This window comes from Vogesella sp. EB, from assembly GCF_001037925.1.
GTDB lineage: Bacteria > Pseudomonadota > Gammaproteobacteria > Burkholderiales > Chromobacteriaceae > Vogesella > Vogesella indigofera.
The window spans coordinates 1-26921 of the sequence record NZ_LFDT01000025.1 but is presented as its reverse complement, the minus strand read 5'-3'; the positions used below and the strand labels follow the sequence as shown (position 1 = coordinate 26921).

Genomic DNA, 26921 nt, shown 5'->3' with positions numbered 1-26921 from the left:
CGGCCATGCAAAGCAGATAACGTTGGCCGCAATCTGGATTAAAATACGACAGGGGCGGCCGTTGGCGCCCCGCTCCCTTTCAACCACCCGCTGCGGGATGACCATGAGCAAACAGCTGACCATACTGGCGGTAGACGATGTCAGCCTGCATCGCACCATGCTGGCCCGCTTCATCCGCCAGCTGGGACACCTGCCGGTGACTGCCAGCAACGGGCAGGAGGCGGTCGAATATTGCGCCACCAGCATGCCGGACATGATCCTGATGGACATCCTGATGCCGGTGATGGATGGTTTCAGCGCCACCCGCCACATCCGCCAGCAACTGGCCGGGCACTGGATCCCGATCGTGTTCCTGTCGGCGATGAACGAAGAAGCCGACTACCTGCACGGGCTGGAGGCCGGCGGCGACGACTACCTGACCAAGCCGGTCAACCTGCCGCTGCTGTCGGCCAAGATCAGCAGCCTGCTGCGCATCATCGACATGCAGGCGCGCCTGGGCGACAGCAACCGCCAGCTGGAGCAGTACTACGCCACCACCCAGCAGGAACACAGCCTGGCGCAGCACGTGCTGGAAAGCTTCAACACCGCCGCCAATGCGCAGCAGCACAATATTCACAGCTGGCTGAAGTCGGCGGTACACCTCAGCGGCGACGTGATCTGCATCGCGCGCTCGCCATCCGGCGCCGACCACGTGATGCTGGCCGACAGCACCGGCCACGGTCTGGTGGCGGCCATCTGCTGCCTGCCGGCGATCGACAGTTTTCACGCGATGACCCGGAGTGGCTTCGGCATCGGCCAGATCGCCGAGTCGATCAACCGCAAGCTGTACCAGACCCTGCCCACCAGCCACTTCGTCGCCGCCGCGCTGCTCGCCATCGATTACCGCAGCCGGCGCATCACGGTGTGGAACGGCGGCATTCCCTGCTGCAGCTTCCTCAACCGGCACGGCGAACTGGAAAAGACCTTCCGCTCCGCCCATCCGCCGCTGGGCACGCTGCCACCGGAGGCGTTCGAGCAGCAGCAAGAGCAGTACCACTGGCAGCATGACGGCGAGATCATCGTCTGCTCCGACGGCGTCACCGAGGCGCGCAACGCGGCGCAGCAGCAGTTTGGCGAGGACGGCGTGCTGCAGGCCGCCCGTGCGGCACAGGGGCACGACACCGCGACGCGGATCGCCGCCGCGTTGCAGCAGCACCTGCAGCGGCAGCCGCACCTGGACGACGCCTCGCTGGTGGTGATCGGCTGCCAGCAGCAGCCGGCACTACCGCCCGACGAGGAAAGCCCCGCAAACTAGCCGCCCCCGCCGCAGGCCTAAGCAAGCGCGCGGCACATGAAAAAACGGGAGCCGCGGCTCCCGTTTGCTGTTGCTGCCTTGCGGCCAACCTTAGGCGGTCGGCTCGGCCTTCTGGCGCAGGCGCAGGTTCAGTTCCTTCAGCTGCTTCTCGTCCACCGCGTTCGGCGCGCTGGTCAGCAGACACTGCGCACGTTGCGTTTTCGGGAACGCGATCACGTCGCGGATCGACTCGGCACCGCACATCAGCGTCACCAGACGATCCAGACCGAAGGCCAGGCCACCGTGTGGCGGTGCGCCGAACTTCAGGTTGTCGAGCAGGAAGCCGAACTTGTTCTGCTGTTCTTCCGGGCTGATCTTCAGCGCGGCGAACACCTTTTCCTGGATGTCGGCGCGGTGGATACGCACCGAACCGCCACCGATTTCCCAGCCGTTGAGCACCATGTCGTAGGCACGCGCGATGCACGCACCCGGATCGGTGTCCATCAGGTCTTCGTGGCCCGGTTTCGGGCTGGTGAACGGATGGTGGCAGGCAGTCCAGCGGTCGGCGTCTTCGTCGTGCTCGAACATCGGGAAGTCCACCACCCACAGCGGGCGCCACTCCTTGACGAAGTAGCCGCCGGCTTCGCCGCGCTCGTGGCCGATCTTGATGCGCAGCGCGCCGATGGCCTCGTTCACCACCTTGGCCTTGTCGGCGCCGAAGAAGATGATGTCGCCGTTGTCGGCACCGGTACGCGCCATGATTTCGTTCAGCGCGTTCACCGACAGGAACTTGACGATCGGCGACTGCAGGCCGCTGCTTTCGTCATTGGTGATCTTGCTCTTGTCGTTGACCTTGATGTAGGCCAGACCCTTGGCGCCGTAGATGCCGACGAACTGGGTGTAGTCGTCGATGTCCTTGCGCGACAGCGCGGCACCGCCCGGCACGCGCAGGGCCACCACGCGGCCATTGGCCATGTCGGCGGCGCCACGGAACACCTTGAACTCCTCGGTCTTCATCAGATCGGTCAGTTCGGTGAACTTGAGCGACACGCGCAGATCCGGCTTGTCGGAGCCGTAGTAGAACATCGCGTCGTTGTAGGCCATGCGCGGAAACTTGCCCAGCTCCACGCCCATCACGTCGCGGAAGATCTCCTGCGCCATGGTTTCGGTGATGTCCATGATCTCGTCCTCGTTCAGGAACGAGGTCTCGATATCGATCTGGGTGAATTCCGGCTGGCGGTCGGCACGCAGGTCTTCGTCACGGAAGCACTTGGTGATCTGGTAGTAGCGGTCGAAGCCGGCCACCATCAGCAGCTGCTTGAACAGCTGCGGCGATTGCGGCAGCGCGAAGAATTCGCCCGGATGCACGCGCGACGGCACCAGGTAGTCGCGGGCGCCTTCCGGGGTGGAACGGGTCAGCATCGGCGTTTCGATGTCGATGAAGCCCTGCTTGTCCAGATGGTTACGCACGCCCATCGCCACGCGGTAGCGCAGGCGCAGATTCTTCTGCATCGCCGGACGACGCAGGTCGATGACGCGGTTGGTCAGGCGCACGTTCTCGGACAGGTTTTCGTCGTCGATCTGGAACGGCGGCGTGGCCGCGGCGTTCAGGATCTCGATGTGCTTGGCCAGGATCTCGATCTCGCCGGAGATCATCTTGCTGTTGGCGGTGCCGGCCGGGCGCTCGCGCACGATACCGGTGATCGCCAGCACGAATTCGTTACGGGTGCTGTCGGCGGTCTGGAATGCTTCCGGGGTGTCCGGATCGATCACCACCTGCACCAGACCTTCACGGTCGCGCAGGTCGATGAAGATCACGCCGCCGTGGTCACGACGACGATGGGCCCAGCCCTTGACCGTAACGGTCTGGCCGAGGAATTTTTTATCAATCAAGCCGCAGTAGTCGGTTCTCATGCAGAAGCCTTTTAGCCTTAAATTCGAAGATTCTTTTAATAAAAACAAAGGCAGAGGCGGGACGACCGGCCTCTGCGGAGTTCATTCAATAACGCATTTTACTTGCGTTTTTCACTATCGGGGGCACTGGGCGCGACAACGCCCATGGAAATGACGTATTTCAGTGCCGCATCCACCGACATGTCCAGTTCGCGCGTGTCCTGCTTCGGCACGATGATGAAGTAGCCGGAGGTCGGGTTCGGCGTGGTCGGCACGTAGACGCTGATGAAGTCATCCTCGCCCAGCTGCTGCTTCACCTCGCCGGAAGGGGCGCCGGTCTGGAAGGCGATGGTCCACGCGTTCTGGTGCGGGAAGCGCACCAGCAGCGCCTTGCGGAAGGCCTGGCCGGAGTCGGACAGCAGGGTGTCGCTGACCTGCTTCACACTGTTGTAGATGGTTTTCACCACCGGCGTGCGCGTCAGCACCAGCTCCCACAGGTCGAGCAGGCGCTGGCCGAGCACGTTGGCCGCCATGAAGCCGGTGCCCAGCAGCACCGCGAACGCGAGCACCACGCCGAGGCCGGGGATGTCGAAGCCGAACAGGCTCTCCGGACGCCAGCCCTGCGGCAGCACGTTCACGGTCTGGTCCAGGGTGCCGATGATCAGGTTCAGCACCCACAGCGTGATGGCGATCGGCAGCCAGATCAGCAGACCGGCGATCAGGTAGCCGCGCAACGTCATTTTGATATGTTTCATCGGTATCTCAGGCACATCCGCCACTTCCGCAACCACCGCTACCGCAAGCCGGACCGCTGCCACTGTTCTTGAAATCGGTAACGTACCAGCCGCTGCCCTTGAGCTGGAAGCCAGCCGCAGTCAGTACCTTGTTGTAACTCTGGCTGCCGCAGGACGGGCAATCGGTCAGCGCCGCATCGCTCATCTTCTGCAGATGTTCGTTCTGCACGCCACAGGCATCACAACGGTATTCGTAAATCGGCATGATTTAGCACTCCACAAACAAAGACGATGACATAATGCGATCAGATATTGCAGTGCATCAAAGCTTGCTGCAATAAAACCCTGCATGATAATGGGGTCACAAGCGTTGGCGATCAAGTAGCTCGCCAAGTAAACGGATGATTATATCCGACTGATAGAACAATAGAAAACGCTCGCTTCATTGCATTGCAACACGTCCGCGCGATGCTTTGCCGGCAGCGTCATCCTTACTTACCTACTGGAGTTGATCAGCATGAGCCCATCCCACCTGCCCCTCGCCGGCAAACGCGGCCTGATTGTCGGTATCGCCAACGAACACAGCATTGCCTACGGTTGCGCCAAGATCATGCGGGAACAGGGCGCCGAAGTCGCCATCACCTACCTCAACGAGAAGGCGGAAAAATTCGTGCGCCCGCTGGCCGAAGGCTTGGCCGCACCGCTGATCCTGCCACTGGATGTACAGGCTGACGGCCAGCTGGAGCAGGTGTTCGCCGCGATCGAGGAAACCTGGGGCCAGATCGACTTCGTGGTGCACTCCATCGCCTTCTGCCCGATGGACGACCTGCACGGCCGCGTCACCGACTGCTCGCGCGACGGTTTCCTGCAGGCGATGCGCGTCTCGTGCTACTCCTTCATCGAGATGGCGCGCCTGGCCGAGCCGCTGATGAAGAACGGCGGCGCGCTGATCACCATGAGCTATCACGGCGCCGACAAGGTGGTCGAGAACTACAACATCATGGGGCCGGTGAAGGCGGCGCTGGAAAGCACCACCCGATACATGGCGCACGAGCTGGGCCCGAAAGGCATCCGCGTACACACCATCTCGCCGGGACCACTGAAAACCCGCGCCGCCAGCGGCATCGCCCACTTCGACCAGTTGATCGACGACGCCATCGCCCGCGCGCCGCAAAACCGGCTGGTGGACATTGAGGACGTCGGCAACACCTGCGCCTTCCTCGCCTCCGACGCCGCCCGCGCGCTGACCGGCGAAGTCACCTATGTCGATGGCGGCTTCAACATCATGGCCTGAGGACTGACATCATGATCCGCGACGCACACGCCTTTAGCGACATCATCAGCCAGGCCACCGCCAACGGCCCGCAGCCGATGGCGGTGGCCCACCCCTGCAGCCCGGAAGCGCTGCTGGGCGCGGTCGAGGCCGCCGACCACGGCATCGCCACCCCGATCCTGATCGCCCCGCGCGCCAAGCTGCTCAAGCTGGCCGCCAGCATGGACATCGACCTCGCCCGCTTCGAGGTGATCGACGCCGAGCACAGCCACGCCGCCGCCGAGCGCGCGGTGGCGCTGGTGCGCGACGGCCGTGCCGACAGCCTGATGAAGGGCAGCCTGCACACCGACGAGTTCATGAGCGCGGTGCTGGACCGCACCAAGGGCATCCGCACCGACCGCCGCATCAGCCACGTGTTCGTGATGAAGGTGGAAAGCTACCCGCGCTACCTGTTCATCACCGATGCCGCCATCAACATCGAGCCGGACCTGATGACCAAGCGCGACATCTGCCAGAACGCCATCGACCTGACCCACGCCCTGGGCGTGGCGCAGCCGAAGGTGGCGATCCTGGCGGCGGTGGAAACCATCAATCCGGCGATGCGCGCCACGCTGGACGCGGCGGCGCTGTGCAAGATGGCCGACCGCGGCCAGATCCGCGGCGCACTGCTCGACGGCCCGCTGGCCTTCGACAACGCCATCTCGCACGCGGCGGCCGACACCAAGGGTATCGAGTCGCCGGTGGCCGGCGAGCCGGACATCCTGTTGGTGCCGGACCTGGAATCAGGCAATATGCTGGCCAAGCAGCTGACCTATCTGGCAGCCGCCGCCAGTGCCGGCATCGTGATGGGCGCCCGGGTGCCGATCGTGCTGACCAGTCGTGCCGATGATGCGGCCGGACGGCTGGCCTCGGCGGCGGTGGCCAACGTCTTTGCCGCCTACAAAAAAGGATAAGTAATGGGCAAGGCTCTCATCGCCATCAATGCCGGCTCCGCCACGCTGAAATTCCGTGCCTACCAGCCGGACGGCGTGCAACTGCTGGCACGCGGCCTCGTCGACCGTTTCGGTGCCGCCGGCGCCAGCCTGGAGCTGGACTACGGCGGCCGCCAGACGCGGGTGACGCTGGCCGGCAGCGGCCGCGACGAAGCGGTGGCGGCGGTGCTCAACGTCCTCGCCGACAAGGGACTGGAAGCGGTAGCGGTGGCGCACCGCGTGGTGCATGGCGGCGACCGCTACACCAGCCCGGTGGTGCTGACCCCGGAAGTGGTCGACCACCTGGCGGAGCTGATTCCGCTGGCACCGCTGCACCAGCCGGCCAGCCTTGGCGTGATGAGTGCCTTTGCGCGACTGGACAGCAAGCTGACCCAGATCGCCTGCTTCGACACCGCCTTCCATTGCGGCCAACCCGAGGTCGCCACCCGCTTCGGCATCGCCCGCCACTGGCATGAACAGGGCATCCGCCGCTACGGCTTCCACGGCCTGTCCTACGCCTCCATCGCGCGACGGCTGGGCGACATGGCGCTGGCCAGCCAGCGCGTGGTGGTCTGCCATCTGGGCAGCGGCGCCAGCGCCTGCGCCATCCACGACGGCCGCAGCATCGCCTCCAGCATGGGGTTTTCCGCGGTCGACGGCCTGATGATGGGCACCCGTCCCGGCAACCTCGATCCAGAAGTGGTGCTGTACTGGCTGGAACACGAAGGCATGGACATCGCGCAGGTGCGGCAGGAGCTGTACAAGCACAGCGGCCTGCTCGGCGTGTCCGGCCTGTCCGCCGACATGCGCGAGCTGCTGGCCAGCAAGGAGCCGGCGGCGAAGGAAGCGATCGAGCTGTTCTGCTACCGTGCCGCGCGCGAAGTGGCGTCGCTAGCCACCGCGATGAAGGGGCTGGACGCGGTGGTGTTCACCGCCGGCATCGGCGAGCGCTCACCGGAGATCCGCGCCCGCATCCTGAAGCAGCTGTCCTGGCTCGGCTTCGAGGTCGACCTTGCGGCCAACCTTGCCCGCTCGCAACGCATCACCACCCCGCACAGCGCGCGCCACGCCTATGTCATGGCTACCGACGAGGAAGGTGAAATGGCGCGCGAGGCCGCCGCACTGCTCAGCGGCGACGTGCAGCTGTAATCCCGCACCAATAGAAAAGCGGCGGGCGGCGGATCACTCCGCCGCCCGCCGCTTTGTCTTGCCGCCGCGTCTCAGTTAGTTAGCCAGCCAGTCGGTTAGCATCAGGCCGATACCGACCCCGCGCGAATGGTGGTTATAGTCGAGCAAGCTTTCGCCGTAGCCGGAAAAGCCCTGCACATAGCCGCGCAGCCGTCCCGCCACCGGGAAGGTCCAGTCCAGCTGCAACGCGCCCTTGCCGTGCAGCGGGTTGTAGCGCACGCGGCCGCCGAGGGTGTGATCGTTCCAGCGGTATACCGCCTGCACGTCGCCGCGTCCCATGTAGCGGGTAATGTCCGGATTGTCGTCAGTAGCGTCGGATTCCGGCAGCCGGTACCACCAACGCCCGGTCAGGCTGAGGTTGCCCTTTTCCGCGCCGGCCATCACATAGACCCGGTTCCAGCTGCGCGACAGCGGGTCGGTCTGGCCGTTGGACTGGTGCACCACGCCGACACCGGCCATGCGCAGGCGCCAGCCCTGCCACGTCCAGTGCGCCGGCAGCGGCGTGGTCAGCATCACTTCCGGCTCGTAGTCGGTCTCACGGAACGGCGACGACTGCCCCTTGTTGTACATCTGCCAGTGCGACTGCTGGGTGTAGCCAAACCACAGGTCGGCCGGCGTGCCGAGCACGTTCTGCCACAGCTTGCTCTTGAACGACAGCTGGTACTTGGTTTCGACATTGTTGAGCTTGGTGCCGAACAGGCGTACCGATTCCTGCGTCGGCGACGACGGCTGCGAATTGGGCGAGAACAGGTGCCACAACGGCAGGATGTAGGTCGGCTGGTGCGCACGCAGCACGAAGGTGCCCAGCTTGTTGTCCTCGTCCAGATCCCACTGCCTGGCCAGCCCCGAGGCGGAGAAGCGCGGCGCGAGCGGTGGCGTGCCGGCGTCATCCGCCACCGGCGCGGTGGTCAGTTGCGGCAATTCGTTTGCGGCCAACGTGGTCACCGCGGCCGCGGGTGCCGGCGCGACCGACAGCTCCGACGGCAGCAGCAACGGTGCCGGTGGCAGCAGCGCGTCGAAGCAGGCCAGGCGCTCGGCATCGGCCAGAATGCCTCGGCAGTGCTTGAACGGTGACAGCGCCTCATCGGCATGGACTTGACTGGCTAGCAGCAACAGGACTGGCGGCAACAACTTCATCGACTCACCCGCAATTCAGGAACAAAGCACGGTAGACCACGCAGAAACACAAAAGGCTCCGCGTTTGCGGAGCCTTTGCGTATTCTTGCGTCAAACTCGGATCAGGCAGCCATGGCCTTGATGTGAGCAGACAGACGGCTCTTATGGCGAGCTGCCTTGTTCTTGTGGTACACGCCTTTGTCAGCCAGACGATCAATCACTTTAACGGAAGCGAGGAACACAGTGTTTGCTACTGCCTTGTCGCCGGCTTCGATTGCTTTGATCACTTTCTTAACGGCGGTACGGAAGGCCGTACGCAGGCTTGCGTTGTGCGCGCGCTGCTTAAGGGCCTGGCGTGCACGCTTGCGAGCTTGTGCGCTATTAGCCATGGAATTCTCCTGATGAGCTGAATCTGAAACGGCAGATTTTAAGGCCTAAGATCACGTTTTGCAACAACAATACCTCCCGCGTAAACTACGGCCCTCGATAAAAGCGTTATCAACCCGTTCGGTAAAGCATGAATTTACTCAAAGCACTGGCAAAAGTCAGCAGCATGACCCTGGTTTCGCGCGTGCTCGGCTTCGTGCGCGACGCCATCATCGCGCGTGTTTTCGGCGCCGGCATGGCCACCGACGCCTTCTTTGTCGCCTTCAAGCTGCCCAATCTGCTGCGCCGCATTTTTGCCGAGGGCGCCTTCTCGCAGGCCTTCGTGCCGGTGCTGGCGGAATACAAGGAACAGCAGGGCGAGGACGCCACCCGCCGCTTCCTGTCGCACATCAGCGGCACCCTGAGCCTGGTGTTGCTGGCCGTCACCGCGCTGGGCATGCTGGCCGCCCCCGCCATCATCTGGATATCGGCGCCCGGCTTTGCCCATGATCCGGACAAGATGGCGCTGACCAGCGAGCTGCTGCGCATCACCTTTCCTTATATCCTGTTCATCTCGCTGTCGTCGCTGGCCAGCAGCGTGCTGAATACCTGGAACCGTTTCTCGGTGCCGGCGTTCACGCCGACGCTGCTGAACGTGTCCTTCATCCTGTGCTCGCTGCTGCTGACGCCCTACTTCGACCCGCCGGTACTGGTGCTGGCGTGGGCGGTGTTCATCGGCGGCATCGCGCAACTGCTGTACCAGCTGCCGCACCTGAAGAAGCTGGACATGCTGCCGTGGCCGCGCCTGGACCTGAAGGACGCCGCGGTGTGGCGCGTGGTGCGACAGATGGGGCCGGCGATCTTCGGCGTGTCGATCGCGCAGATCTCGCTGGTGATCAACACCATCTTTGCCTCCTTCCTGGTGTCCGGCAGCGTGTCGTGGATGTACTACGCCGACCGGCTGATGGAGTTCCCGACCGGCATCCTCGGCGTGGCGCTGGGCACCATCCTGCTGCCGTCGCTGTCCAAACATGCGGCGCGCGACAGCGGCGAGGAATTCAGCCGCCTGCTGGACTGGGGCATCCGCCTGTCGCTGCTGCTGGCGATTCCGTCCACCGTCGGTCTCGCCCTGCTGTCACAACCACTGATCGCCACCCTGTTCATGTACGGCAAGTTCAACGCCCATGATGCGCTGATGACGCAGCAGGCGCTGATCGCCTACGCCATCGGCCTGCTGGGGCTGATCCTGGTCAAGGTGCTGGCGCCCGGCTTCTACGCGCGGCAGAACATCAAGACCCCGGTCAAGATCGCACTGGTGACGCTGACCGCCACCCAGCTGATGAACCTGGCCTTCATCGGCCCGTTCCGCCACGCCGGCCTCGCGCTGTCGATCGGCCTCGGGGCCTGCCTCAACGCCGCGCTGCTCTATCACCAGCTGAAACGGCACGGCATCTACCGGCCGCAAACCGGCTGGGGCGGCTTCCTCGGCAAGCTGCTGCTGGCGGTACTGATGATGGCCGCCGCGCTGCTGGCGCTGCAGCAGGTCTTGCCGATCGACTGGCACGGCCACGCCTGGCAGCGCGCGGCGTGGTTACTGCTGCTGGTCATCGCCGGTGCCGTCGCCTACTTCGCCACCCTGCTGGCACTGGGCATGCGCCCGCGCCAGTTCATGCGCCGCGAGAGCTGACGACTCGCTACCATTAAACATCAAGCTGTTGCCGCCCCAAGGTTGGCCGCAAGCCAAGGAAGACCATGATGAACCCGAGCTACACCCCCGAATTCTCGCCACTGGGCAAGAAGGTCGACTACCAGGACCAGTACGACGCCAGCCTGCTGTTCCCGATCGCGCGCCAGCAAAAACGCGACGAGATCGGCGTCACCGAAGACGCGCTGCCGTTTGGCGGCGTCGACCTGTGGACCGGCTACGAAGTGTCCTGGCTCAATGCCCGCGGCAAGCCGCAGGTGGCGATTGCCACCTTCCGCATTCCGGCCGACAGCCCGCGACTGATCGAGTCCAAGTCGTTCAAGCTGTACCTGAACAGCTACAACCAGACCCGCATCGCCAGCTGGCAGCAGGTGGCCGCGCAGCTGGAGCTGGACCTGTCCAACGCCGCCGGCGGCAAGGTGCAGGTCAGCCTGCTCTCCCCCGCCGACTTCGGCCGCGAGCGGATCGTGGAACTGGCCGGCGACTGTATCGACGAACTGGACATCGAAGTCAGCAGCTACGCGCCGTGCCCGGAAGCGCTCAGGGCCGATGCGGTCAACGTGGTCAGCGAAACGCTGACTTCGCAGCTATTGAAATCCAACTGTCTGGTCACCGGCCAGCCGGACTGGGGCAGCGTGCAGATCAGCTACACCGGGCCGCAGATCGACCGCGAGACGCTGCTGCGCTACCTGATCGGCTTCCGCCAGCACAACGAATTCCACGAGCAGTGCGTGGAGCGCATCTTCGTCGACGTGCTGCGCGCCTGCGCGCCGAGCCGGCTGACGGTGTACGCACGCTACACCCGCCGCGGCGGGCTGGACATCAACCCGTGGCGCAGCAACGACCCGGCCGCCGTGGCTCCGGACAACACCCGCACCGCACGGCAATGACACATTGCCGCCGTGCCGGGCACGGCCGGCAAAAGAAATTGCCGCCACCGGCTTGACAGGCGGCGGCGGCATCCGTATAGTTCGCGTCTCTCGCAAGCAACAGCAAACGAGAACAGTGCACCCGTAGCTCAGTTGGATAGAGTATTTGGCTACGAACCAAAGGGTCGGGCGTTCGAATCGCTCCGGGTGCACCACCACAGCGTCCCTATAGTTTAGCGGTTAGAACACTGCCCTTTCACGGCGGCGGCCGGGGTTCGATTCCCCGTGGGGACGCCAAGTTGCACCCGTAGCTCAGTTGGATAGAGTATTTGGCTACGAACCAAAGGGTCGGGCGTTCGAATCGCTCCGGGTGCACCACACAATTCAGTCCCTATAGTTTAGCGGTTAGAACACTGCCCTTTCACGGCGGCGGCCGGGGTTCGATTCCCCGTGGGGACGCCAGATTCAGCAAAAACACCACCTTCGGGTGGTGTTTTTGTTTCTGCCTCGATATTCCCGCCTTGCCATTGTTTTTGCTCTCGATATCGCATATTGATATATAAAATCAGTCTTTCTGGCCGCGTCCGCGCTCCGGTACAGTTCAACTGTCGGAATCCCCGGCACGGCAGAGATGCTGCCGACGATGCCAACAGCCAGAGAATTGAGCGCAAAGATGAATATCAGTCAGGAGAGGCTGACTCACCTCAAGCAACTTGAAGCCGAGTCCATCCACATCATCCGTGAAGTCGCCGCCGAGTTTGACAACCCGGTGATGCTGTACTCCATCGGCAAGGATTCGGCGGTGATGCTGCATTTGGCACAAAAGGCCTTTGCCCCCGGCCGGCCGCCATTCCCGCTGATGCACGTGGATACCACCTGGAAATTCCAGGACATGATCGCGCTGCGCGACAAGCAGGCGAAGGAATACGGCTGGGACCTGATCGTCCACGTCAACCAGGAAGGCGTCGACGCCAACATCAACCCGTTCACCGCCGGCAGTGCCAAGCACACCGACGTGATGAAGACAGAAGGCCTGAAGCAGGCGCTGAACAAGTACAAGTTCGACGCCGCCTTTGGTGGCGCCCGCCGCGACGAGGAAAAATCGCGTGCCAAGGAGCGGGTGTACTCCTTCCGCGACAAGAACCACCGCTGGGACCCGAAAAGCCAGCGTCCGGAACTGTGGAACATCTACAACGCCAAGATCAACAAGGGCGAGTCGATCCGCGTGTTCCCGCTGTCGAACTGGACCGAGCTGGACATCTGGCAGTACATCTTCCTCGAGAACATCGAAATCGTGCCGCTGTACTTTGCCGCCGAGCGCAAGGTGATCGAGCGTGACGGCACGCTGATCATGATCGACGACGAGCGCATCCTGCAGTACCTCAGCGACGAGGAAAAGGCGAAGATCGAGACCAAGAAGGTCCGCTTCCGCACCCTCGGCTGTTATCCGCTGACCGGCGCGGTGGAATCGGAAGCCACCACGCTGGCGGAAGTGATCCAGGAAATGCTGCTGACCAAGACCTCCGAACGCCAGGGCCGCGTGATCGATCACGACTCGTCCGGCTCGATGGAGAAGAAGAAGATGGAAGGCTACTTCTAAGCGCCCGTTCAAGGCCCTCTTCGCCCCTACCGAATGTTCAAAGGTTGGCCGCATGCGGCCAACCTTGCTGATGCAAGGCACGACGCTCATGGCACACCAATCCGACCTGATCGCCAGCGACATCCTGGCGTACCTGAAGCAACACGAAAACAAGGACCTGCTGCGCTTCATCACCTGCGGCAACGTCGACGACGGCAAATCGACGCTGATCGGCCGCCTGCTGCACGACTCCAAGCTGATCTTCGAAGACCAGCTGGCGGCGATCCAGCGCGACTCGAAAAAGTACAACACCACCGACGAGGAGATCGACCTCGCGCTGCTGGTGGACGGCCTGCAGGCCGAGCGCGAACAGGGCATCACCATCGATGTCGCCTACCGCTACTTCAGCACCGACCGCCGCAAGTTCATCATCGCCGACTGCCCGGGCCACGAGCAGTACACCCGCAACATGGCCACCGGCGCCTCGACCTGCAACCTGGCGGTGATCCTGATCGACGCCCGCTACGGCGTGCAGACGCAGACCCGCCGCCACAGCTACATCGTCAGCCTGCTGGGCATCAAGCACGTGGTGGTGGCCATCAACAAGATGGACCTGCTGGACTTCGACGAGGCGGTGTTCAATCGCATCCGCGACGAATACCTCGCCTTTGCGGCCAACCTCGACATCGCCGACATCCGCTTCGTGCCGATCTCGGCGCTGCGCGGCGACAACGTGGTCACCGCCAGCGAGCGCACGCCGTGGTACGACGGCCAGACGCTGATGGGCATTCTCGACAGCGTCGAGATCGACCACGACGTGGCGCAGAATGCCTTCCGCCTGCCGGTACAGTACGTCAACCGCCCGAACCTGGACTTCCGCGGTTTCTGCGGTACCGTCGCCAGCGGCGAGATCCGCCCCGGCGACCGCATCGTCGCGCTGCCGTCCGGCAAACAGAGCACAGTGGAAAACGTGGTGGTGTACGAGGGCAAGCTCGATGTGGCGCGCAGCGGCCAGGCCATTACCCTGACGCTGGCCGACGAGATCGACATCTCGCGCGGCGACATGATCGTGCGCGTCGACGAGACGGCACCGACGGTCAGCCAGGCGATCGAGGCCCACCTGGTGTGGATGGACGAAAACCCGCTGGTGGTGGGCAAGGACTACGGCTTCAAGCTAGCCGGCAAGAACGTTACCGGCCGCGTCGAGCGCATCGTGCACCGTGTGGACGTCAACACGCTGGACGCCTTCGAAGCGGAAAAGCTGCAGCTGAACGAGATCGCGCTGGTGCGCATCGTGTTCACCGCACCGGTGGTGTTCGACGCCTACAAAGACTGCCGCGCCACCGGCAGCTTCATCGTCATCGACCGCCTGTCCAACGGCACCGCCGGTGCCGGCATGATCCGTAGCGCGGTGGCGGTGGACAGCGCCAGCCAGGACCAGAGCGACCTCGCCCGCCTGCGCGCGTTCGAGATCGAATTCAACGCGCTGGTGCGCAAGCACTTCCCGCACTGGGAAGCCAAAGACGTCAGCAAGCTGTTCGGTTAACCCTGCGGCGCCGCCCCCCCACAACGACCAGCCCTGCGGCTGGTCGTTTTGTTTTGTGCGCGGCACACCGGGGGCAGGGCAGTTCCCGATGGCGCGGCGACGGATGCGGCGGTTACAATTGCCGCCTTCCGGTCGCCTCGAACGAGTCATAACAATCAAGGGTGCGCGCACTCGCCGGAAGCGCAGCGCCCCCTGCCCAACCCAGAGTCGAACATGTCCCTACCCCGCTTGCTACGTCCTGTGCTGCCGCTGGCACTGACGCTGCTGCCGTCGCTGGCCCACGCCAGCGTCAATGGCGCAGAACTGTCCATGCTGTGGGCCGTGCCCTTTGCCGGCCTGCTGTTAAGCATTGCCCTGATGCCGCTGCTGGCTCCCGCCATCTGGCACCACCATTTCGGCAAGATCGCCGCCGGCTGGGCGCTGGCCTTCGTGCTGCCGTTTGCGGCCAACCATGGTCTGGCCGGCGTCAGCCACGACATCCTGCACACCATGGTGCTGGAGTACGTGCCGTTCATCATCCTGCTGGTGGCGCTGTTCACCGTTGCCGGCGGCATTTTCATTAACGGCAATCTGCACGGCTCGCCGCTGCTCAATAGCGGCGTGCTGGCCACCGGCACCGTGCTGGCCAGCTTCACCGGCACCACCGGCGCCTCGATGCTGCTGATCCGCCCGCTGTTGCGCGCCAACGACAACCGCCGCTACAAGACCCACGTGTTCGTGTTCTTCATCTTCCTGGTCGCCAATATCGGTGGCTCGCTGACGCCGCTGGGCGATCCGCCGCTGTTTCTCGGCTTCCTCAAGGGCGTCGGCTTCGGCTGGACCATCGAGCACATGCTGGCGCCGATGTTCAGCGCCAGCCTGATCCTGCTGCTGGTTTTCTTCGTGCTGGACAGCTACTTCTACCGCAAGGAAAGCGCGCAGACGCTGGCACGCGACCCAACCCCGGACAGCCCGCTGCGCATCGAGGGCAAGCTCAACTTCCTGCTGCTGGGCGGCGTGGTGGTGGCGGTGCTGCTGTCCGGCGTGTGGCAGCCGGGCGTGGTGTGGCAGGTGTACGGCCTCGACATCGAGCTGCAGAACGTGGTGCGTGACCTGCTGCTGCTGGCGATGGCGGGGCTGTCGCTGAAGCTGACGCCGCGCCACTGCCGCGAGGCCAACGCCTTCAACTGGGCGCCGATGCTGGAGGTGGCCAAGCTGTTCGCCGGCATCTTCATCAGCATGATCCCAGTGCTGGCGATGCTGAAGGCCGGCTCGGACGGCGCCTTCGCCGGCCTGGTGCGCATGGTGACCGCCCCCGACGGCACCCCGGTCAATGTCGCCTACTTCTGGCTCACCGGTGCGCTGTCCAGCTTCCTCGACAATGCGCCGACCTACCTGGTGTTCTTCAACCTCGCCGGCGGCGACGCGCAGCAGCTGATGGGCGCCGGCGCCAACACCCTGCTGGCGATCTCGATGGGCGCGGTGTTCATGGGCGCCAACAGCTATATCGGCAACGCCCCCAACTTCATGGTGAAGGCGATCGCGGAAGAGCGCGGCGTGGTGATGCCGAGCTTCTTCGGCTACATCGGCTGGGCCTGCGCCTTCCTGATCCCGACCTTCCTACTGCTAACCGTGCTGTTCTTCTGATGCAGGCCTTGCGGCCAACCTTGCGCAAGGTTGGCCGCCAACAAAAAAGCCGCCCGAGGGGCGGCTTTTTCATGCGGCGGTATTCACAGCCGGTAGCTGCTCACCGTCATCAGCTTGGCGGACAGCTTCATCATGCCCTTCACCGGCAGCGGCAGGCTGGCCGCCCCCAGCTGCTGCGCCATGTCGGCGTGCTTGAGCTCGTCGTCGCGCATCTGGCTGACGATGGCACGGCTCTTGTCGTCCTGTGCCGGCAGCTCGCTGAGATGGCTGTCAAGATGGGCGCCGACCTGGTGCTCGGTTTCCTGCAGGAAGCCGAGGTTCCACTTGTCGCCGAGCAGGCCGGCGGTGACGCCGATCGCCAGCGAGCCGGTGTACCACAGCGGGTTGAACAGGCTGGGACGGCCGCCCAGTTCGCGGATACGGCGCTCGGTCCACGCCAGATGTTCCACCTCCTCGAACGCGGCATGACGCAACGCCTCGCGCGCCGCCGGATCGCGCGCGGTCAGCGCCTGGCCCTGGTACAGCGCCTGCGCGCACACCTCGCCGCAGTGGTTGACGCGCATCAGTCCCAGCGCGTGGCGTTTGTCCGCGGCGGATAGCTCCGCCTCGGCGACATCGCGGTCGGGGTGCGGGCGCGCGCTGCTGGCTGGCGCAAACAGGGTGCGCAGGCCGCGGTCGAATTCGGAAATCAGGTTATCTAGCATCATGTGCGGTTATGGCCTTCATCAATAGACGCGATTATACCTCGGCTGGGCTGCTGGTATAATCACCGGGTTTATTCCTGACGACTCAACCGGAAAAGGACTTTCACGCATGAATATCGACCTCATCAGCCCGGGCAAGAACATGCCGAACGACGTTAACGTCGTCATCGAGATCACCGCCAACAGCGCCCCGATCAAGTACGAATTCGACAAGGAAAGCGGTGCGCTGTGCGTGGACCGTTTTATGGGCACCTCGATGTTCTACCCGGCCAACTACGGTTTCGTGCCGCAGACCATCGCCGGTGACGGCGACCCGGTCGACGTGCTGGTGGTGACCCCGTTCCCGCTGCCGCCGGGCGTACTGATCCGCGTGCGCATGCTGGGCCTGATCAAGATGGAAGACGACGGCGGTGTCGACGCCAAGCTGATCGCGGTGCCGGTGGAAAAACTGTGCCCGATGTACAAGGACATCCAGAAGCTGGAAGACCTGCCGCAGCTGCTGCGCGACCAGATGGTGCACTTCTTCGAGCACTACAAGGATCTGGAAAAAGGCAAATGGGTCAAAATCCAGGGTTGGGGTACACTGGAAGATGCCACCCGCGAACTGGAAGAAGGCATCGAGCGCGCCAAGCAGGGTTGATCCCGTGATGGCCGACACAGCCGGTGGCACGCGCCACCGGCTTTTTTTATCCTGCTTTCAGGCTGCCCCACCATGACCCGACTCTCCCTCGACGCCCTGCTGGTACTGGACGCCATCGACCGCCGCGGCAGTTTTGCCGCCGCCGCCGAGGCGCTGTTCCGCGTGCCGTCCGCCATCACCTACAGCGTGCAGAAGCTGGAGCAGGACCTGGGCGTGATGCTGTTCGACCGCAGCGGCCACAAGGCCAAGCTGACCTCGGCCGGGCAGCTGCTGCTGCAGGAAGGGCGCGCGCTGCTGGATTCGGCGGCGATGCTGGAGCAGCGGGTGAAGACCCACGCCACCGGCTGGGAGGGCGAGCTGCGCATCGCCATCTCCGAACTGCTGCCATTCGCACGCGTGATCCAGCTGGTGCGCGAATTCAACGAGCTGGGCGCGCAGACCGAGCTGCGCCTGACGCGCGAGAACTTTGGCGGCATGTGGGATGCGCTGATCGACGGCCGCGCCGACCTCACCATCGGGGCGCCGGACATGCCGGTACAGGGCAACCTGTACTGCCGCGAGATGGGCCACGCCGCCTTCGGCTTTTGCGTCGCACCGTCGCACCCGCTGGCACAGGCGGCGGAGCCGATCCCGGCACACGAGTTGCGCAAGCACCGCATCATCGTGCTGGCCGACAGCTCGCGCACGCTGACGCCGCGCAGCGCCTCGATCCAGGAAGGCCAGGCGCGGCTAACGGTGTCCAGCCTCGACGACAAGATCAACATGCAGTGCGCCGGCCTCGGTATTGGTTTTTTGCCACTGCAGCATGTACAAAAACCGCTGGCCGACGGCCGTTTGCTGCTCAAGGCAGTGGAAGACGCGCGCGATCCCGTGCCACTATATTACGCATGGCAAACCAAGGAACCGGGGCAGGCGATGGCCTGGTTCCTGCAGCGTTTGCGCGACTTTGACTGGCAACTACTGTAAACACCGGATGGAACTGCCCGCCTCTCCCGCCACCACCCTCGACGCTTTGCAACAGCGGCTGGCTGACTGCGGCCTGCAGCCGGCGGCCAGTCGCCACGGCACGGCGCTGTGCTGGCAGGGCTTGCGCCTGGGCGGCAGCGACTGCGCGGACATCGACGTCGAACTGGCGGTCACGCCGCACCCGGCGGCGCGGCAGTACGGTTTCATGCTGTTCGTCGGCTGCACCCCGGCCTTGCGCGAGCAGGCACGGCCGCTGCTGGATGCCCTCGCCCCAGCCGCCGGCGCCTGGCTGTGGTGCGGCCCGCGCGGTGCCGGCCGCTTCTGCCAGCGCGTGTTTGACGCCTTTCTCTACATCAACGGCCCGCTGCTGCGCGAGGCGATGCAGCACGGCCAGACACAGCCGGACTGGCCGGCGTTCTTTGCCAGCCAGCTGCAGCTGGGACAGCAGCTGCTGGCGCTGGCGCAGCAATACCGCCGTGCGCAGCACGACGACAGCCAGCCGGAGCTGGGCGCGCTGCTGCAGGAGTTTGCGCGGCCGCCGCTACTGCACAGCCACTACGCGCTGACGCTGGCCCGGCTGCTGGAGCTGGGCCTTGGCCAGCAGCAGCTGACGCAGGGCATCTTCGAGCAGCTGCTGCGGCCGGCGCCCTGAGCCCGCCGCCCACACGCAAAAAAGCCGCCTTTGCAGGCGGCTTTGTCATCGGCGGAGGCCGGCTTACGGCTTGCTGCCGCTCATGTCCTTGGACAGGAAGAAGGCGTCGGAGAAGAACTCATCCTCCGGCAGCTTGCGCTCGGCGATGAAGGACTTGTGCGCGGCCTCGACCATGATCGGCGCGCCGCAGGCGTACACCTGGTAGCCGGACAGGTCGTCGAAATCGTCCAGCACCGCCTGGTGCACGAAGCCGCTGCGGCCAAGCCAGTTGTGCTCCGGCAGCGCGTCCGACACCACCGGGATGAAGGTGATGTTGGCGTTTTGCGCCTGCCACTGGCCGGCCTGCTCCGCCATGTACAGGTCGTGCGGTGTGCGCGCGCCCCAGTAGAACACGATCGGGCGGGTGATGCCGTGGTGGATGGCGTGCTCGATGATGCCCTTGATCGGCGCAAAGCCGGTACCGCTGGCCACCATGATGATCGGCTTGTCGGAATCCTCGCGCAGGAAGAAGGAACCCAGCGGCCCCTTGAAGCGCATGATTTCCTTTTCCTTCATGCTGTTGAACACGTACTCGGAGAAGGTACCGCCCGGCTGGTTGCGGATGTGCAGCTCGATGAAGGCGTCGTCGTGCGGCGCATTGGCGATGGAGAAGCTGCGCTTCTTGCCGTCTTTCATCAGGATGTCGATGTACTGGCCGGCCATGAACTGCAGGCGCTCGGAGACCGGCAGCTTCAGCTTCAGCACTGCCACGTCGTGGATCTTCTCGATCGACTCCACGCGGCAAGGCAGGGTCTTGATCTGGATGTCGCCGATGCCGGCCAGCTCGCGCACTTCGATGGTGATGTCGCCCTGCGGCTTGGCACAGCAGAACAGCGCCATACCCTGGGCGCGGTCGGCGGCGGACAGCGCCTTTTCCTGCGCGCCACCGTGCTCTACCTCGCCGGCGACAACCTTGCCCTTGCAGGCGCCACAGGCACCGTCACGGCAGCCGTAAGGCAGGCCGACGTTCTGGCGCAAAGCTGCCTCAAGAATGGTTTCATGCGTTTCAACCGCAAAAGAATGGCCGCTCGGAAGCACCTTTACCTGACACGTCATCTTGTTCCCTTAAACTTCGCTAAAATGGCCGTCATGCGAACCCTGTTGATCATCGGCACCGGCGACATCGCCCGGCGTGCCCTGCCCCTGCTGCTGCCGCACTGGCGGATACTGGCGCTGACGCGCCGCCCGGAAACCGCCGCGCAATGGCGACAGCTGGGCGCCCAGCCAGTGCCGGGCGATCTGGATGATGCGCGCAGTCTCGAGCGCCTCGCCGGTATCGCCGACGCGGTTCTGTACACCGCACCGCCGCCGGACAGCGGCAATATCGACCCCAGAATGCGCAAGGTGTTGTCGCGACTGGCAAAAACGCCGAGTTTACCACAGCAGCTGGTCTATATCAGCACCAGCGGCGTGTACGGCAATGCCGATGGCAAGTGGCTGGACGAGTGCGCGCCGCTGCGGCCAACGTCGCCGCGCGCGTGCCGCCGCGTCGATGCCGAGCGCGCGTTGCGCAGCTTCGCCATCGCCCACGGCAGCGCGCTGACCATCCTGCGCGCACCGGGCATCTACGCCGCCGAGCGGCTGCCGCTCACCCGCCTCGTCAACGGCACGCCGCTGATCGATGCCGCCGAAGACAGCGTCAGCAACCACATCCACGCCGACGACCTGGCGCGGCTGTGCGTCGCCGCGCTGCAGCAGCCGCGCGGCGGCATCCGCGTCTACAACGCCTGCGACAGCCAGCCGCTGCCGGTCGGCGAGTGGTACGACAAGCTGGCCGATACGCTGGGCTACCCGCGCGCACCGCGGCTGCCGCGCGCGGTGGTACAGCAGCAGGTGTCGCCGGGGCTGTGGTCGTTCATGGCCGAATCGCGGCGCCTCTGCAACGCGCGGCTGCTGCGCGAGCTGCCCGGCTGCCTGCGCTACCCGACGGTGGACGAGCTGCTGCGCCAGCTGTAGCGCCGCCGTGCGGCCAACCCTGGCCGCCGCCATAAAAAAGCCCGCAGTGGCATACGCCGCTGCGGGGGATTCCGTTATCGGCTGCTGCTGCGTCAGATCGCTTCGCTGGCGTCCTCGCAAGGGCTGCACAGCCGGTCGCGTGCCATTGCGGCCAGCGCGTCAAGATCGTCGTTGAGGTGCAGCTGCATATGGCGCAGCGCACCGCGCAGGATGGCACTGGCCAGCAGTGCCTCGTCACACTGGAACACCTCGGCCATGGCGCGCAACTCGGCGCAGGTCTCATGGCACAAGGGCAGCGACAGGTGGCGCACCGGCTCCACGCACAGCAACGTGCCCAGTTCCTGCCCTTCGGCGCGGTACTCTTCCAGCAGTTTTACAAAGTCATGCAGTTCATCATTCATGAGACACCTCCCGTGTCCATTGCTACGTCCGCTTTCCCCTCACACAGCATGGCACATGCTGCCGCTTTGCCAAGGTGAATCGGTGACGGAGTTGATCTGCACCAAGTGGCCGCCGGCAGCGACCCAGGCGGGGCAAGGCCGGGCGCTGCCGCAGCGCGTGCCGCGCCGGTGGCCCAGCCCTACCGCTAGCGGCCAAGATTCGGTAACATCGCGATCTTTTTGCAGTTTTTGAGTGACGACCATGGAAAATCCGGCCTTCAACCGCGCCATTCGCAGCTTCGTGTTGCGTCAGGGCCACCTGTCTCCTGCGCAGCAGCGCGCCATCGACGAAGGCATGCCGAAATGGGGCATCGAGTATCAGGCGGCGCCGCTCGACCTGCAGCAGGCCTTCGGCCGCGCGGCCCCGAAAATCCTGGAAATCGGCTTCGGCATGGGCGGCGCCACCGCCGAAATCGCCGCCGGCAATCCGGACAAGGACTACCTCGGCATCGAGGTGCACTCGCCGGGGGTAGGCAACCTGTTCAAGCTGATCGACGAGCAGAATCTCAGCAACCTGCGCCTGATCCGCCACGACGCGGTGGAAGTGCTGGACAACATGCTGCCGGACGGCTCGCTGGACGGCGTGCACATCTTCTTCCCCGATCCGTGGCACAAGAAGCGCCACAACAAGCGCCGCCTGATCCAGGCGCCGCTGGTGGAGAAACTGGTACGCAAGCTAAAGCCGGGCGGCTACCTGCACGCGGCCACCGACTGGGAAGACTACGCCATCCAGATCATGGAAGTGTTCAGTGCCAATGCCGAGCTGGCCAACAGCGCCGACGGCTACGCGCCGCGTCCGGACTACCGCCCGCTGACCAAGTTCGAGGCGCGCGGCATCCGTCTCGGCCACGGCGTGTGGGATGTGATCTTTACCCGCAAGTAAGCATCTTGCCGGCATGACACTGCGGCCAACCTTGCGCGCAAGGTTGGCCGCAGTGTTTTGTGGCAGCGCTCAGGTGGCGGCCTGCAGCAGCGCCTCGATGTCGCCGGCGATGTCGTGCGGCTCCGCCGCCGGCTCGTAGCGTTTCACCAGCCGCCCCTTGCGGTCGATCAGGAACTTGGTGAAGTTCCACTTTACCGGATGCGGGTGCTTGCCGTCCGCGCCGGTCAGCCAATGCCACAACGGGCTGGCGTTGCCGCCGTTGACGTCGCCTTTCTCGAACAGCGGGAAGCTGACGCCGAAACGGCTGACGCAGAAATCACGGATCGCGCCGGCGTCACCCGGCTCCTGGCCGCCGAACTGGTTACAGGGAAAGCCCAGCACGCTGAAGCCCTGTCCCTGATAGGTGCTGTGCAGCTCCTGCAGACCGGCATACTGCCGGGTGTAGCCGCATTCGCTGGCGGTGTTGACGATCAGCAGCACCTGGCCGCGGTACTGCGCCAGAGGTTGCAACAGGCCATCGCCAAGGTTGGCCGCAAAGTCCGCAATCGTGGTCATGGTGGGTCTCCATCCGTATAATGCTGCTTTTCCGAGTAAATCAGTCAACCATGATGTTCGCACCCAGCCGACAGGATGCCCGCCGTTTCTTTTTCGATACCTGGCAGAAGCAACAAGCCGGTCAGCCGCTGACCGATCTGGAGAAGCTGCTGTTCAGCGTGATCATGCTGCATCCGGAATACCACGACCTGCTCAACCGCCCGCAGCAGTACGCCGAGCGCGAGTGGATGCCGGAGCAAGGCGAAACCAACCCCTTCCTGCACATGGGCATGCACCTGGCGCTGGAAGAGCAGCTGTCGATCGACCAGCCACCCGGCATCCGCGCGCTGTACCAGCAGCTGTTGCAGCAGACCGGCAGCGAGCACGACGCGCAGCACGAGGTGCTGGACTGCCTCGGCGAGATGATCTGGCAGGCGCAGCGTTACGGCGGCGGGCCGGATGTCAACGTGTACCTGTCCTGTATCCGCGGCAAGCTGGGGCAGGATCCGGAAGACACCCCGCGCCTGAACCTGAAAGACATGGACGACTGACTCCGCGCCGTCAGCGCGGGACCGCGCCACCACCACCCCAGGGCCATCCGGCAACATGCCGTGATGGCCTCTTTGTTATGGCCAAGGTCGCCGCCTTTTTCAAACGGCAATTGCGGGCGGCTGCCGTTCGCGCCAGCGGCCGACGCTGGCGTCGAGCTGGTCCAGCGTCAGCAAGGTGGCGCGCGGCGGCAGCCGCTTCAGGCCGCGGCAGCCGGCACCGCCGAGCCACAGCTCGACGCCGGCCGGCAGCAGCGTGTCCAGCAGCGCGATGTCCGCCTGCGGACTGGCCTCGTAGGAGGCGGAAAAGGACAGCACCACCACGTCGACGCGGTGCTTCTGCGCCGCGCTGGCGATGTCGGACAGCGGCATCTGCGCGCCGAAGGCGATGGCGTCGCAGCCGGCCAGGCGCAGCAGCGCTTCCACCATCAGCAGCCCGATCAGGTGCAGCTCGCCGGGACAGGTGGTCAGCATCACCCGCGGCGACTGCTGACCGGAAGGGATGCCGGCCAGGGTCTCGCGCAGCACGCGCTTGATCTCTTCCGAGTACAGGTGTTCCTCGTGCACGCGCAGCTCGCCGCGCATCCACGCCTCGCCGACCAGCTGGTTGGCCGCCGCCAGAAAATCGCAGATGAAGTGGCGCAGGCCGAGCTCGAACAGGCGGTGGCGCAGCAGCTCGCGCACCGCCAGCGCGTCGTGGCCACTCAGCGCGTCGATCAGGCCGGCACAGACATCCGGCACCACCCGCGCCGGGGTGTGCGCCAGCGCCAGCGCCTCCAGCTGCGCCATGCTCTGCCCGACCAGCTTGCCGGGGCGGAAGCCGAGATCCATCAGCCGCCGCACCTGCTTCAGCTTGCCGACCTGCGCCGCGTTGTACAGGCGGTCGCCGGCGGCATCGCGCGCCGGCTGCGGAAAGCCGTAGCGGCGCTCCCACATCCGCAACAGGTCCTTCGGGATGCCGGTTTCGCGTTCGACGGCGGCGATGGGCAGGCCGCCATCACTCAGGGCAGAGTCTTCGTTCATCATTTGTACAACCTGGCGTCCCGACAAGACATCGACAAGGCCCGCATTATGCCATGCGCCGTTTGATCACACGCAGCAAGGCACCGATGAGCGGCAGTTTTTCGTACACCCCTTCCGCCGCATCCCAGTAGTCGCGGTGCGCGGCGATGCGGCCGTCGGCGGCGAGGGTCAGCAGCGTGCCGCCGTGGATCTGCTGCGCCCGGCCGAGCAGCACGAAGCTGAAATCCCAGCTGACGAAGGCCTGCTCGCCCTGCGCCACCACCGCGCCGATCACGAAGCGCGGCGCCTGCAGCCGCTGGAACATGCGCGCGTACAGCGCCTTGATCGCGGCGCGGCCGTGCAGCGCCTGGAACGGATCGCGGAAGGTGGCCGACTCGGCGTAGACGGCGTCGATGTCTTCCAGCGTCACTGGCGACAGCGAGGCAAACCAGTCCAGATGGCGGGCAAGATGGGGATTCATAGTCCGGTAACCTTGTGGGCGAGCCAGAAATACAGGCGGTAGGGCAACAGTGCGGCCAACTTCAGCGGCCACGAGAAGCGCTTCGGGAAGTGGATGTCGAACTCGCCGCGGGCAAAGCCGCGCACGATCTGCTGCGCCGCTTCCTCCGGCGTCAGCAGGGCCGGCATCGCAAACTCGTTCTGCGCGGTAAGGCGGGTGGCGACAAAGCCGGGATTGATCACGTGCACGCCGATGCCGTGGCGGTGCAGGTCGAGGTACAGCGTCTGCGCGAAGTGGTTCACCGCCGCCTTGGTGGCGCCGTACACCAGGCCGTTGGGCATGCCGCCCCAGCCGGCGACGCTGGCCACCAGCGCGATGGCGCCGCCGGACTGCGCCATCAGCTGCGGCACCAGTGCCGCGCTGCCGTACATCACCCCCAGCAGGTTGACGTCGACCATGCGCCGCGCCAGCTCCGGCGTCAGCTGCCAGGCGCGCAGCGGGGTGTAGTCGCCGGCCAGCATCACCACCAGGTCGATGCCCTGCCACTGCTGCAGCAACTGGTCGCGGCAGCGCTGCCAGTCCTCGGGGCGGGTCACGTCCAGCGGCAGCAGCCACATCCGCTCGTGGCCGCTGGCGACCTCGCGCAGCGCCGCCTCGTGGCGGCCGGACAGCGCCACCCAGGCACCGAGGCGGTGCAGCTCGCGCGCCAGCGCCGCGCCGATGCCGTGGCCGGCGCCGACCAGCCATACACGGCGGTTGTGCCAGTCCTGCAGCTTGGGGTTCAGGCTCACGGCTGCTCCCCCTTGCGGAACATCAGCGTGACTTCGCCGAGGCGCACGCCCCACTTGCTCATCACCGAGCGGTTCAGCACCGTGTGCTCGTCCAGCTGGTACATCCAGTCGTCAAAACGCACCTCGTACACCGTGCCGTCCACCGGCAGGCGCAGCGTGTAGTCCCAGAACAGCGCAAAGCCTGCACTGCGGCCGCTGGCCTGCCCCACCACGTCGCTGGCGGTGCCGCTGTAGCGGCCATCGGGCAGCTTTTGCAGCGTCCACACCCGGCGCTGTTTTTCGCCGTCATCGTAAGTAAAGTGCTCGTCCAGCACGCCGCGGTCGCCCTGCCAGCTGCCGCTCATCTGCACACTGAAGCGGCGCAGCACCTTGCCGCTGCGGTCCTGGAACATGCCCTGCGCCGTCACCGGGCCGTTGAAATACGTTTTCAGGTCAAAGCCTGGCCGCGTGCCGCGGTAGTCGTCGATGCTGGCGCTGGAACACGCCGCCAGCAGCCCGCACAACGCCGCCAGCACGGCGGCTTTCAGTATCCGGATCATGTTCTTGCTCCCGAGAAGGTCACTGCCGGCGGCAAGGCCAGGCAGGCCGCCAGCTTGAATAGCGCCGGCAGGCCGGCATACAGCCACGGCAGCGCCGAGGCGTCGCCACCGGGCTGGTAGCCCAGCTGCGCCGCCAGCGGCAGTGCAAGGCCGGCGGCACAGGCCAGCGCCAGCTTGTTCATCATCGACACCGCGCCGAAGGCGGCACCGCCCTGCGCCGCGACGCGTTCGCCGAGCACGTCGGCCACCAGCGCGCTGCCGAAGGCCAGGTCGGCCCCCAGCGCCGCGCCCGTCAGCAGGCACACCACCGCGAACAGCCCGCCCTGCCCCTCGCCCAGCCCCAGCACCGGCAGGAACACCAGCAGCGCCAGCAGCATGCCGCCGCGCCAGGCGGCGACGCGGCCGATGCGGTCGGCGAGGCGCACCCACAGCGGCAGCGACAGCACCGCGGCGAGGAAGTACAGCAGCAGGAACAGCCCGGCCAGCGCCGGCGTGCGCAGCAGGTCGGCGATGTAGAAATTGAGCAGCGTCGCCGGAATCGCCATCGCGGTGGCGTTGAGCAGCAGCACCAGCAGCACGCGGCGGAAGGCGGCGTCACGCCACAGCTGGCGCCAGTGCGGCGCCGCAT

The 26921-nt window shown here is 65.1% G+C and carries 29 protein-coding genes and 4 tRNA genes; 19 read left to right on the top strand and 14 right to left on the bottom strand.

The genetic code is table 11. From position 1 onward, the window contains the following. Positions 1-103 precede the first annotated feature (103 nt). Complete coding sequence (locus ACG97_RS13200) at positions 104-1294, top strand: SpoIIE family protein phosphatase (protein ID WP_162199011.1); 1191 nt, start codon at positions 104-106, stop codon at positions 1292-1294. A 90-nt stretch (positions 1295-1384) separates the two neighbouring features. Here the strand turns inward: ACG97_RS13200 and aspS are convergent, their stop codons facing one another. From aspS to ACG97_RS13185, 3 genes are all read right to left on the bottom strand, one after another. Then, a complete protein-coding gene (aspS, locus tag ACG97_RS13195) occupies positions 1385-3187 on the bottom strand; it encodes an aspartate--tRNA ligase (protein WP_047967831.1) in 1803 nt (600 codons plus the stop codon). Between the two features lie 98 nt (positions 3188-3285). Next, on the bottom strand, positions 3286-3921 hold the full coding sequence (locus ACG97_RS13190) for a DUF502 domain-containing protein (RefSeq protein WP_047967830.1): 636 nt from the start codon (positions 3919-3921) through the stop codon (positions 3286-3288). 7 nt (positions 3922-3928) lie between these two features. Next, positions 3929-4165 (bottom strand): FmdB family zinc ribbon protein, encoded by a 237-nt coding sequence (locus ACG97_RS13185; protein ID WP_047967829.1) that lies wholly within the window; start codon positions 4163-4165, stop codon positions 3929-3931. A 252-nt stretch (positions 4166-4417) separates the two neighbouring features. Between ACG97_RS13185 and fabI the strand changes: the two genes are divergently transcribed. Genes fabI through ACG97_RS13170 form a run of 3 tightly spaced genes read left to right on the top strand, consistent with a single transcriptional unit; the run spans position 4418 to position 7293 of the window. Next, positions 4418-5194 carry an enoyl-ACP reductase FabI gene (fabI, locus tag ACG97_RS13180; protein ID WP_047967858.1) on the top strand — a complete coding sequence of 259 codons (777 nt, stop codon included), beginning with the start codon at positions 4418-4420 and terminating at the stop codon, positions 5192-5194. Between the two features lie 11 nt (positions 5195-5205). Then, positions 5206-6126 (top strand): bifunctional enoyl-CoA hydratase/phosphate acetyltransferase, encoded by a 921-nt coding sequence (locus ACG97_RS13175; RefSeq protein ID WP_047967828.1) that lies wholly within the window; start codon positions 5206-5208, stop codon positions 6124-6126. Positions 6127-6129: 3 nt separating this feature from the next. Continuing rightward, positions 6130-7293 (top strand): acetate/propionate family kinase, encoded by a 1164-nt coding sequence (locus tag ACG97_RS13170; RefSeq protein WP_047967827.1) that lies wholly within the window; start codon positions 6130-6132, stop codon positions 7291-7293. 75 nt (positions 7294-7368) lie between these two features. Here ACG97_RS13170 and ACG97_RS13165 read toward each other — a convergent pair whose 3' ends face one another. Next, positions 7369-8469, bottom strand: a complete 1101-nt coding sequence (locus tag ACG97_RS13165; RefSeq protein ID WP_047967826.1) for a phospholipase A — start codon at positions 8467-8469, stop codon at positions 7369-7371. Between the two features lie 101 nt (positions 8470-8570). Continuing rightward, a complete protein-coding gene (gene rpsT, locus ACG97_RS13160) occupies positions 8571-8837 on the bottom strand; it encodes a 30S ribosomal protein S20 (protein ID WP_047967825.1) in 267 nt (88 codons plus the stop codon). Between the two features lie 128 nt (positions 8838-8965). Here rpsT and murJ point away from each other — a divergent pair, with 128 nt between their 5' ends. From murJ to ACG97_RS13115, 9 genes are all read left to right on the top strand, one after another. Further along, on the top strand, positions 8966-10501 hold the full coding sequence (gene murJ / locus ACG97_RS13155) for a murein biosynthesis integral membrane protein MurJ (protein ID WP_047967824.1): 1536 nt from the start codon (positions 8966-8968) through the stop codon (positions 10499-10501). Positions 10502-10566: 65 nt separating this feature from the next. Continuing rightward, positions 10567-11409, top strand: a complete 843-nt coding sequence (gene queF / locus ACG97_RS13150) for an NADPH-dependent 7-cyano-7-deazaguanine reductase QueF (RefSeq protein WP_047967823.1) — start codon at positions 10567-10569, stop codon at positions 11407-11409. A gap of 117 nt (positions 11410-11526) precedes the next feature. Next, positions 11527-11603: transfer RNA gene (locus ACG97_RS13145), tRNA-Arg, on the top strand. A 7-nt stretch (positions 11604-11610) separates the two neighbouring features. Further along, positions 11611-11685: transfer RNA gene (locus tag ACG97_RS13140), tRNA-Glu, on the top strand. 4 nt (positions 11686-11689) lie between these two features. Further along, positions 11690-11766, top strand: a tRNA-Arg gene (locus ACG97_RS13135). A 9-nt stretch (positions 11767-11775) separates the two neighbouring features. Then, a tRNA-Glu gene (locus ACG97_RS13130) sits at positions 11776-11850 on the top strand. Positions 11851-12061: 211 nt separating this feature from the next. Next, positions 12062-12988 (top strand): sulfate adenylyltransferase subunit CysD, encoded by a 927-nt coding sequence (gene cysD, locus ACG97_RS13125; protein WP_047967822.1) that lies wholly within the window; start codon positions 12062-12064, stop codon positions 12986-12988. Positions 12989-13076: 88 nt separating this feature from the next. Continuing rightward, positions 13077-14513, top strand: coding sequence for a sulfate adenylyltransferase subunit CysN (gene cysN / locus ACG97_RS13120; protein ID WP_047967821.1), 1437 nt, complete (start codon positions 13077-13079; stop codon positions 14511-14513). Positions 14514-14726: 213 nt separating this feature from the next. Beyond that, positions 14727-16139 (top strand): sodium:proton antiporter, encoded by a 1413-nt coding sequence (locus ACG97_RS13115; protein WP_047967820.1) that lies wholly within the window; start codon positions 14727-14729, stop codon positions 16137-16139. Positions 16140-16222: 83 nt separating this feature from the next. Here the strand turns inward: ACG97_RS13115 and coq7 are convergent, their stop codons facing one another. Beyond that, positions 16223-16843: a 2-polyprenyl-3-methyl-6-methoxy-1,4-benzoquinone monooxygenase gene (gene coq7 / locus ACG97_RS13110; RefSeq protein ID WP_047967857.1), complete on the bottom strand. Its 621-nt coding sequence runs from the start codon at positions 16841-16843 to the stop codon at positions 16223-16225. Between the two features lie 109 nt (positions 16844-16952). On the opposite strand from coq7, the gene ppa reads away from it, so the two are divergent. From ppa to ACG97_RS13095, 3 genes are all read left to right on the top strand, one after another. Then, a complete protein-coding gene (gene ppa, locus ACG97_RS13105; protein ID WP_047967819.1) occupies positions 16953-17483 on the top strand; it encodes an inorganic diphosphatase in 531 nt (176 codons plus the stop codon). A gap of 72 nt (positions 17484-17555) precedes the next feature. Then, a complete protein-coding gene (locus ACG97_RS13100) occupies positions 17556-18449 on the top strand; it encodes a LysR family transcriptional regulator (protein ID WP_047967818.1) in 894 nt (297 codons plus the stop codon). A 7-nt stretch (positions 18450-18456) separates the two neighbouring features. Beyond that, on the top strand, positions 18457-19101 hold the full coding sequence (locus ACG97_RS13095; protein WP_053068177.1) for a hypothetical protein: 645 nt from the start codon (positions 18457-18459) through the stop codon (positions 19099-19101). 63 nt (positions 19102-19164) lie between these two features. Here the strand turns inward: ACG97_RS13095 and ACG97_RS13090 are convergent, their stop codons facing one another. Continuing rightward, positions 19165-20196 (bottom strand): CDP-6-deoxy-delta-3,4-glucoseen reductase, encoded by a 1032-nt coding sequence (locus tag ACG97_RS13090; RefSeq protein WP_047967817.1) that lies wholly within the window; start codon positions 20194-20196, stop codon positions 19165-19167. A gap of 33 nt (positions 20197-20229) precedes the next feature. Here ACG97_RS13090 and ACG97_RS13085 point away from each other — a divergent pair, with 33 nt between their 5' ends. Then, the gene (locus ACG97_RS13085) at positions 20230-21096 is read left to right on the top strand and encodes an SDR family oxidoreductase (protein ID WP_047967855.1); all 867 of its coding nucleotides are present in this window, start codon (positions 20230-20232) and stop codon (positions 21094-21096) included. A 92-nt stretch (positions 21097-21188) separates the two neighbouring features. On the opposite strand, the gene ACG97_RS13080 is transcribed toward ACG97_RS13085, so the two are convergent. After that, positions 21189-21497, bottom strand: a complete 309-nt coding sequence (locus ACG97_RS13080; RefSeq protein ID WP_047967816.1) for a hypothetical protein — start codon at positions 21495-21497, stop codon at positions 21189-21191. Between the two features lie 241 nt (positions 21498-21738). On the opposite strand from ACG97_RS13080, the gene trmB reads away from it, so the two are divergent. After that, a complete protein-coding gene (trmB, locus tag ACG97_RS13075) occupies positions 21739-22419 on the top strand; it encodes a tRNA (guanosine(46)-N7)-methyltransferase TrmB (protein ID WP_047967815.1) in 681 nt (226 codons plus the stop codon). Positions 22420-22488: 69 nt separating this feature from the next. Here the strand turns inward: trmB and ACG97_RS13070 are convergent, their stop codons facing one another. Then, entirely contained in the window at positions 22489-22974 is a 486-nt protein-coding gene (locus tag ACG97_RS13070; protein ID WP_047967814.1) for a glutathione peroxidase, read from the bottom strand. Positions 22975-23024: 50 nt separating this feature from the next. Here ACG97_RS13070 and ACG97_RS13065 point away from each other — a divergent pair, with 50 nt between their 5' ends. Continuing rightward, complete coding sequence (locus tag ACG97_RS13065; RefSeq protein ID WP_238377336.1) at positions 23025-23504, top strand: DUF1841 family protein; 480 nt, start codon at positions 23025-23027, stop codon at positions 23502-23504. A 99-nt stretch (positions 23505-23603) separates the two neighbouring features. Here the strand turns inward: ACG97_RS13065 and ACG97_RS13060 are convergent, their stop codons facing one another. From ACG97_RS13060 to ACG97_RS13040, 5 genes are all read right to left on the bottom strand, one after another. Further along, positions 23604-24527 (bottom strand): MerR family transcriptional regulator, encoded by a 924-nt coding sequence (locus ACG97_RS13060; protein WP_053068176.1) that lies wholly within the window; start codon positions 24525-24527, stop codon positions 23604-23606. 43 nt (positions 24528-24570) lie between these two features. Then, the gene (locus tag ACG97_RS13055; protein ID WP_047967813.1) at positions 24571-24984 is read right to left on the bottom strand and encodes a nuclear transport factor 2 family protein; all 414 of its coding nucleotides are present in this window, start codon (positions 24982-24984) and stop codon (positions 24571-24573) included. After that, the gene (locus ACG97_RS13050; RefSeq protein WP_053068175.1) at positions 24981-25754 is read right to left on the bottom strand and encodes an SDR family oxidoreductase; all 774 of its coding nucleotides are present in this window, start codon (positions 25752-25754) and stop codon (positions 24981-24983) included. The genes ACG97_RS13055 and ACG97_RS13050 overlap by 4 nt, the downstream gene beginning before the upstream one ends. Next, on the bottom strand, positions 25751-26293 hold the full coding sequence (locus ACG97_RS13045) for a DUF3833 domain-containing protein (RefSeq protein WP_047967812.1): 543 nt from the start codon (positions 26291-26293) through the stop codon (positions 25751-25753). Before ACG97_RS13045 ends, ACG97_RS13050 begins: the two co-directional genes overlap by 4 nt. Further along, positions 26290-26921 (bottom strand): MFS transporter (locus ACG97_RS13040; protein ID WP_047967811.1); only part of this gene is annotated, 632 nt, incomplete at its 5' end. The genes ACG97_RS13040 and ACG97_RS13045, both read right to left, overlap by 4 nt.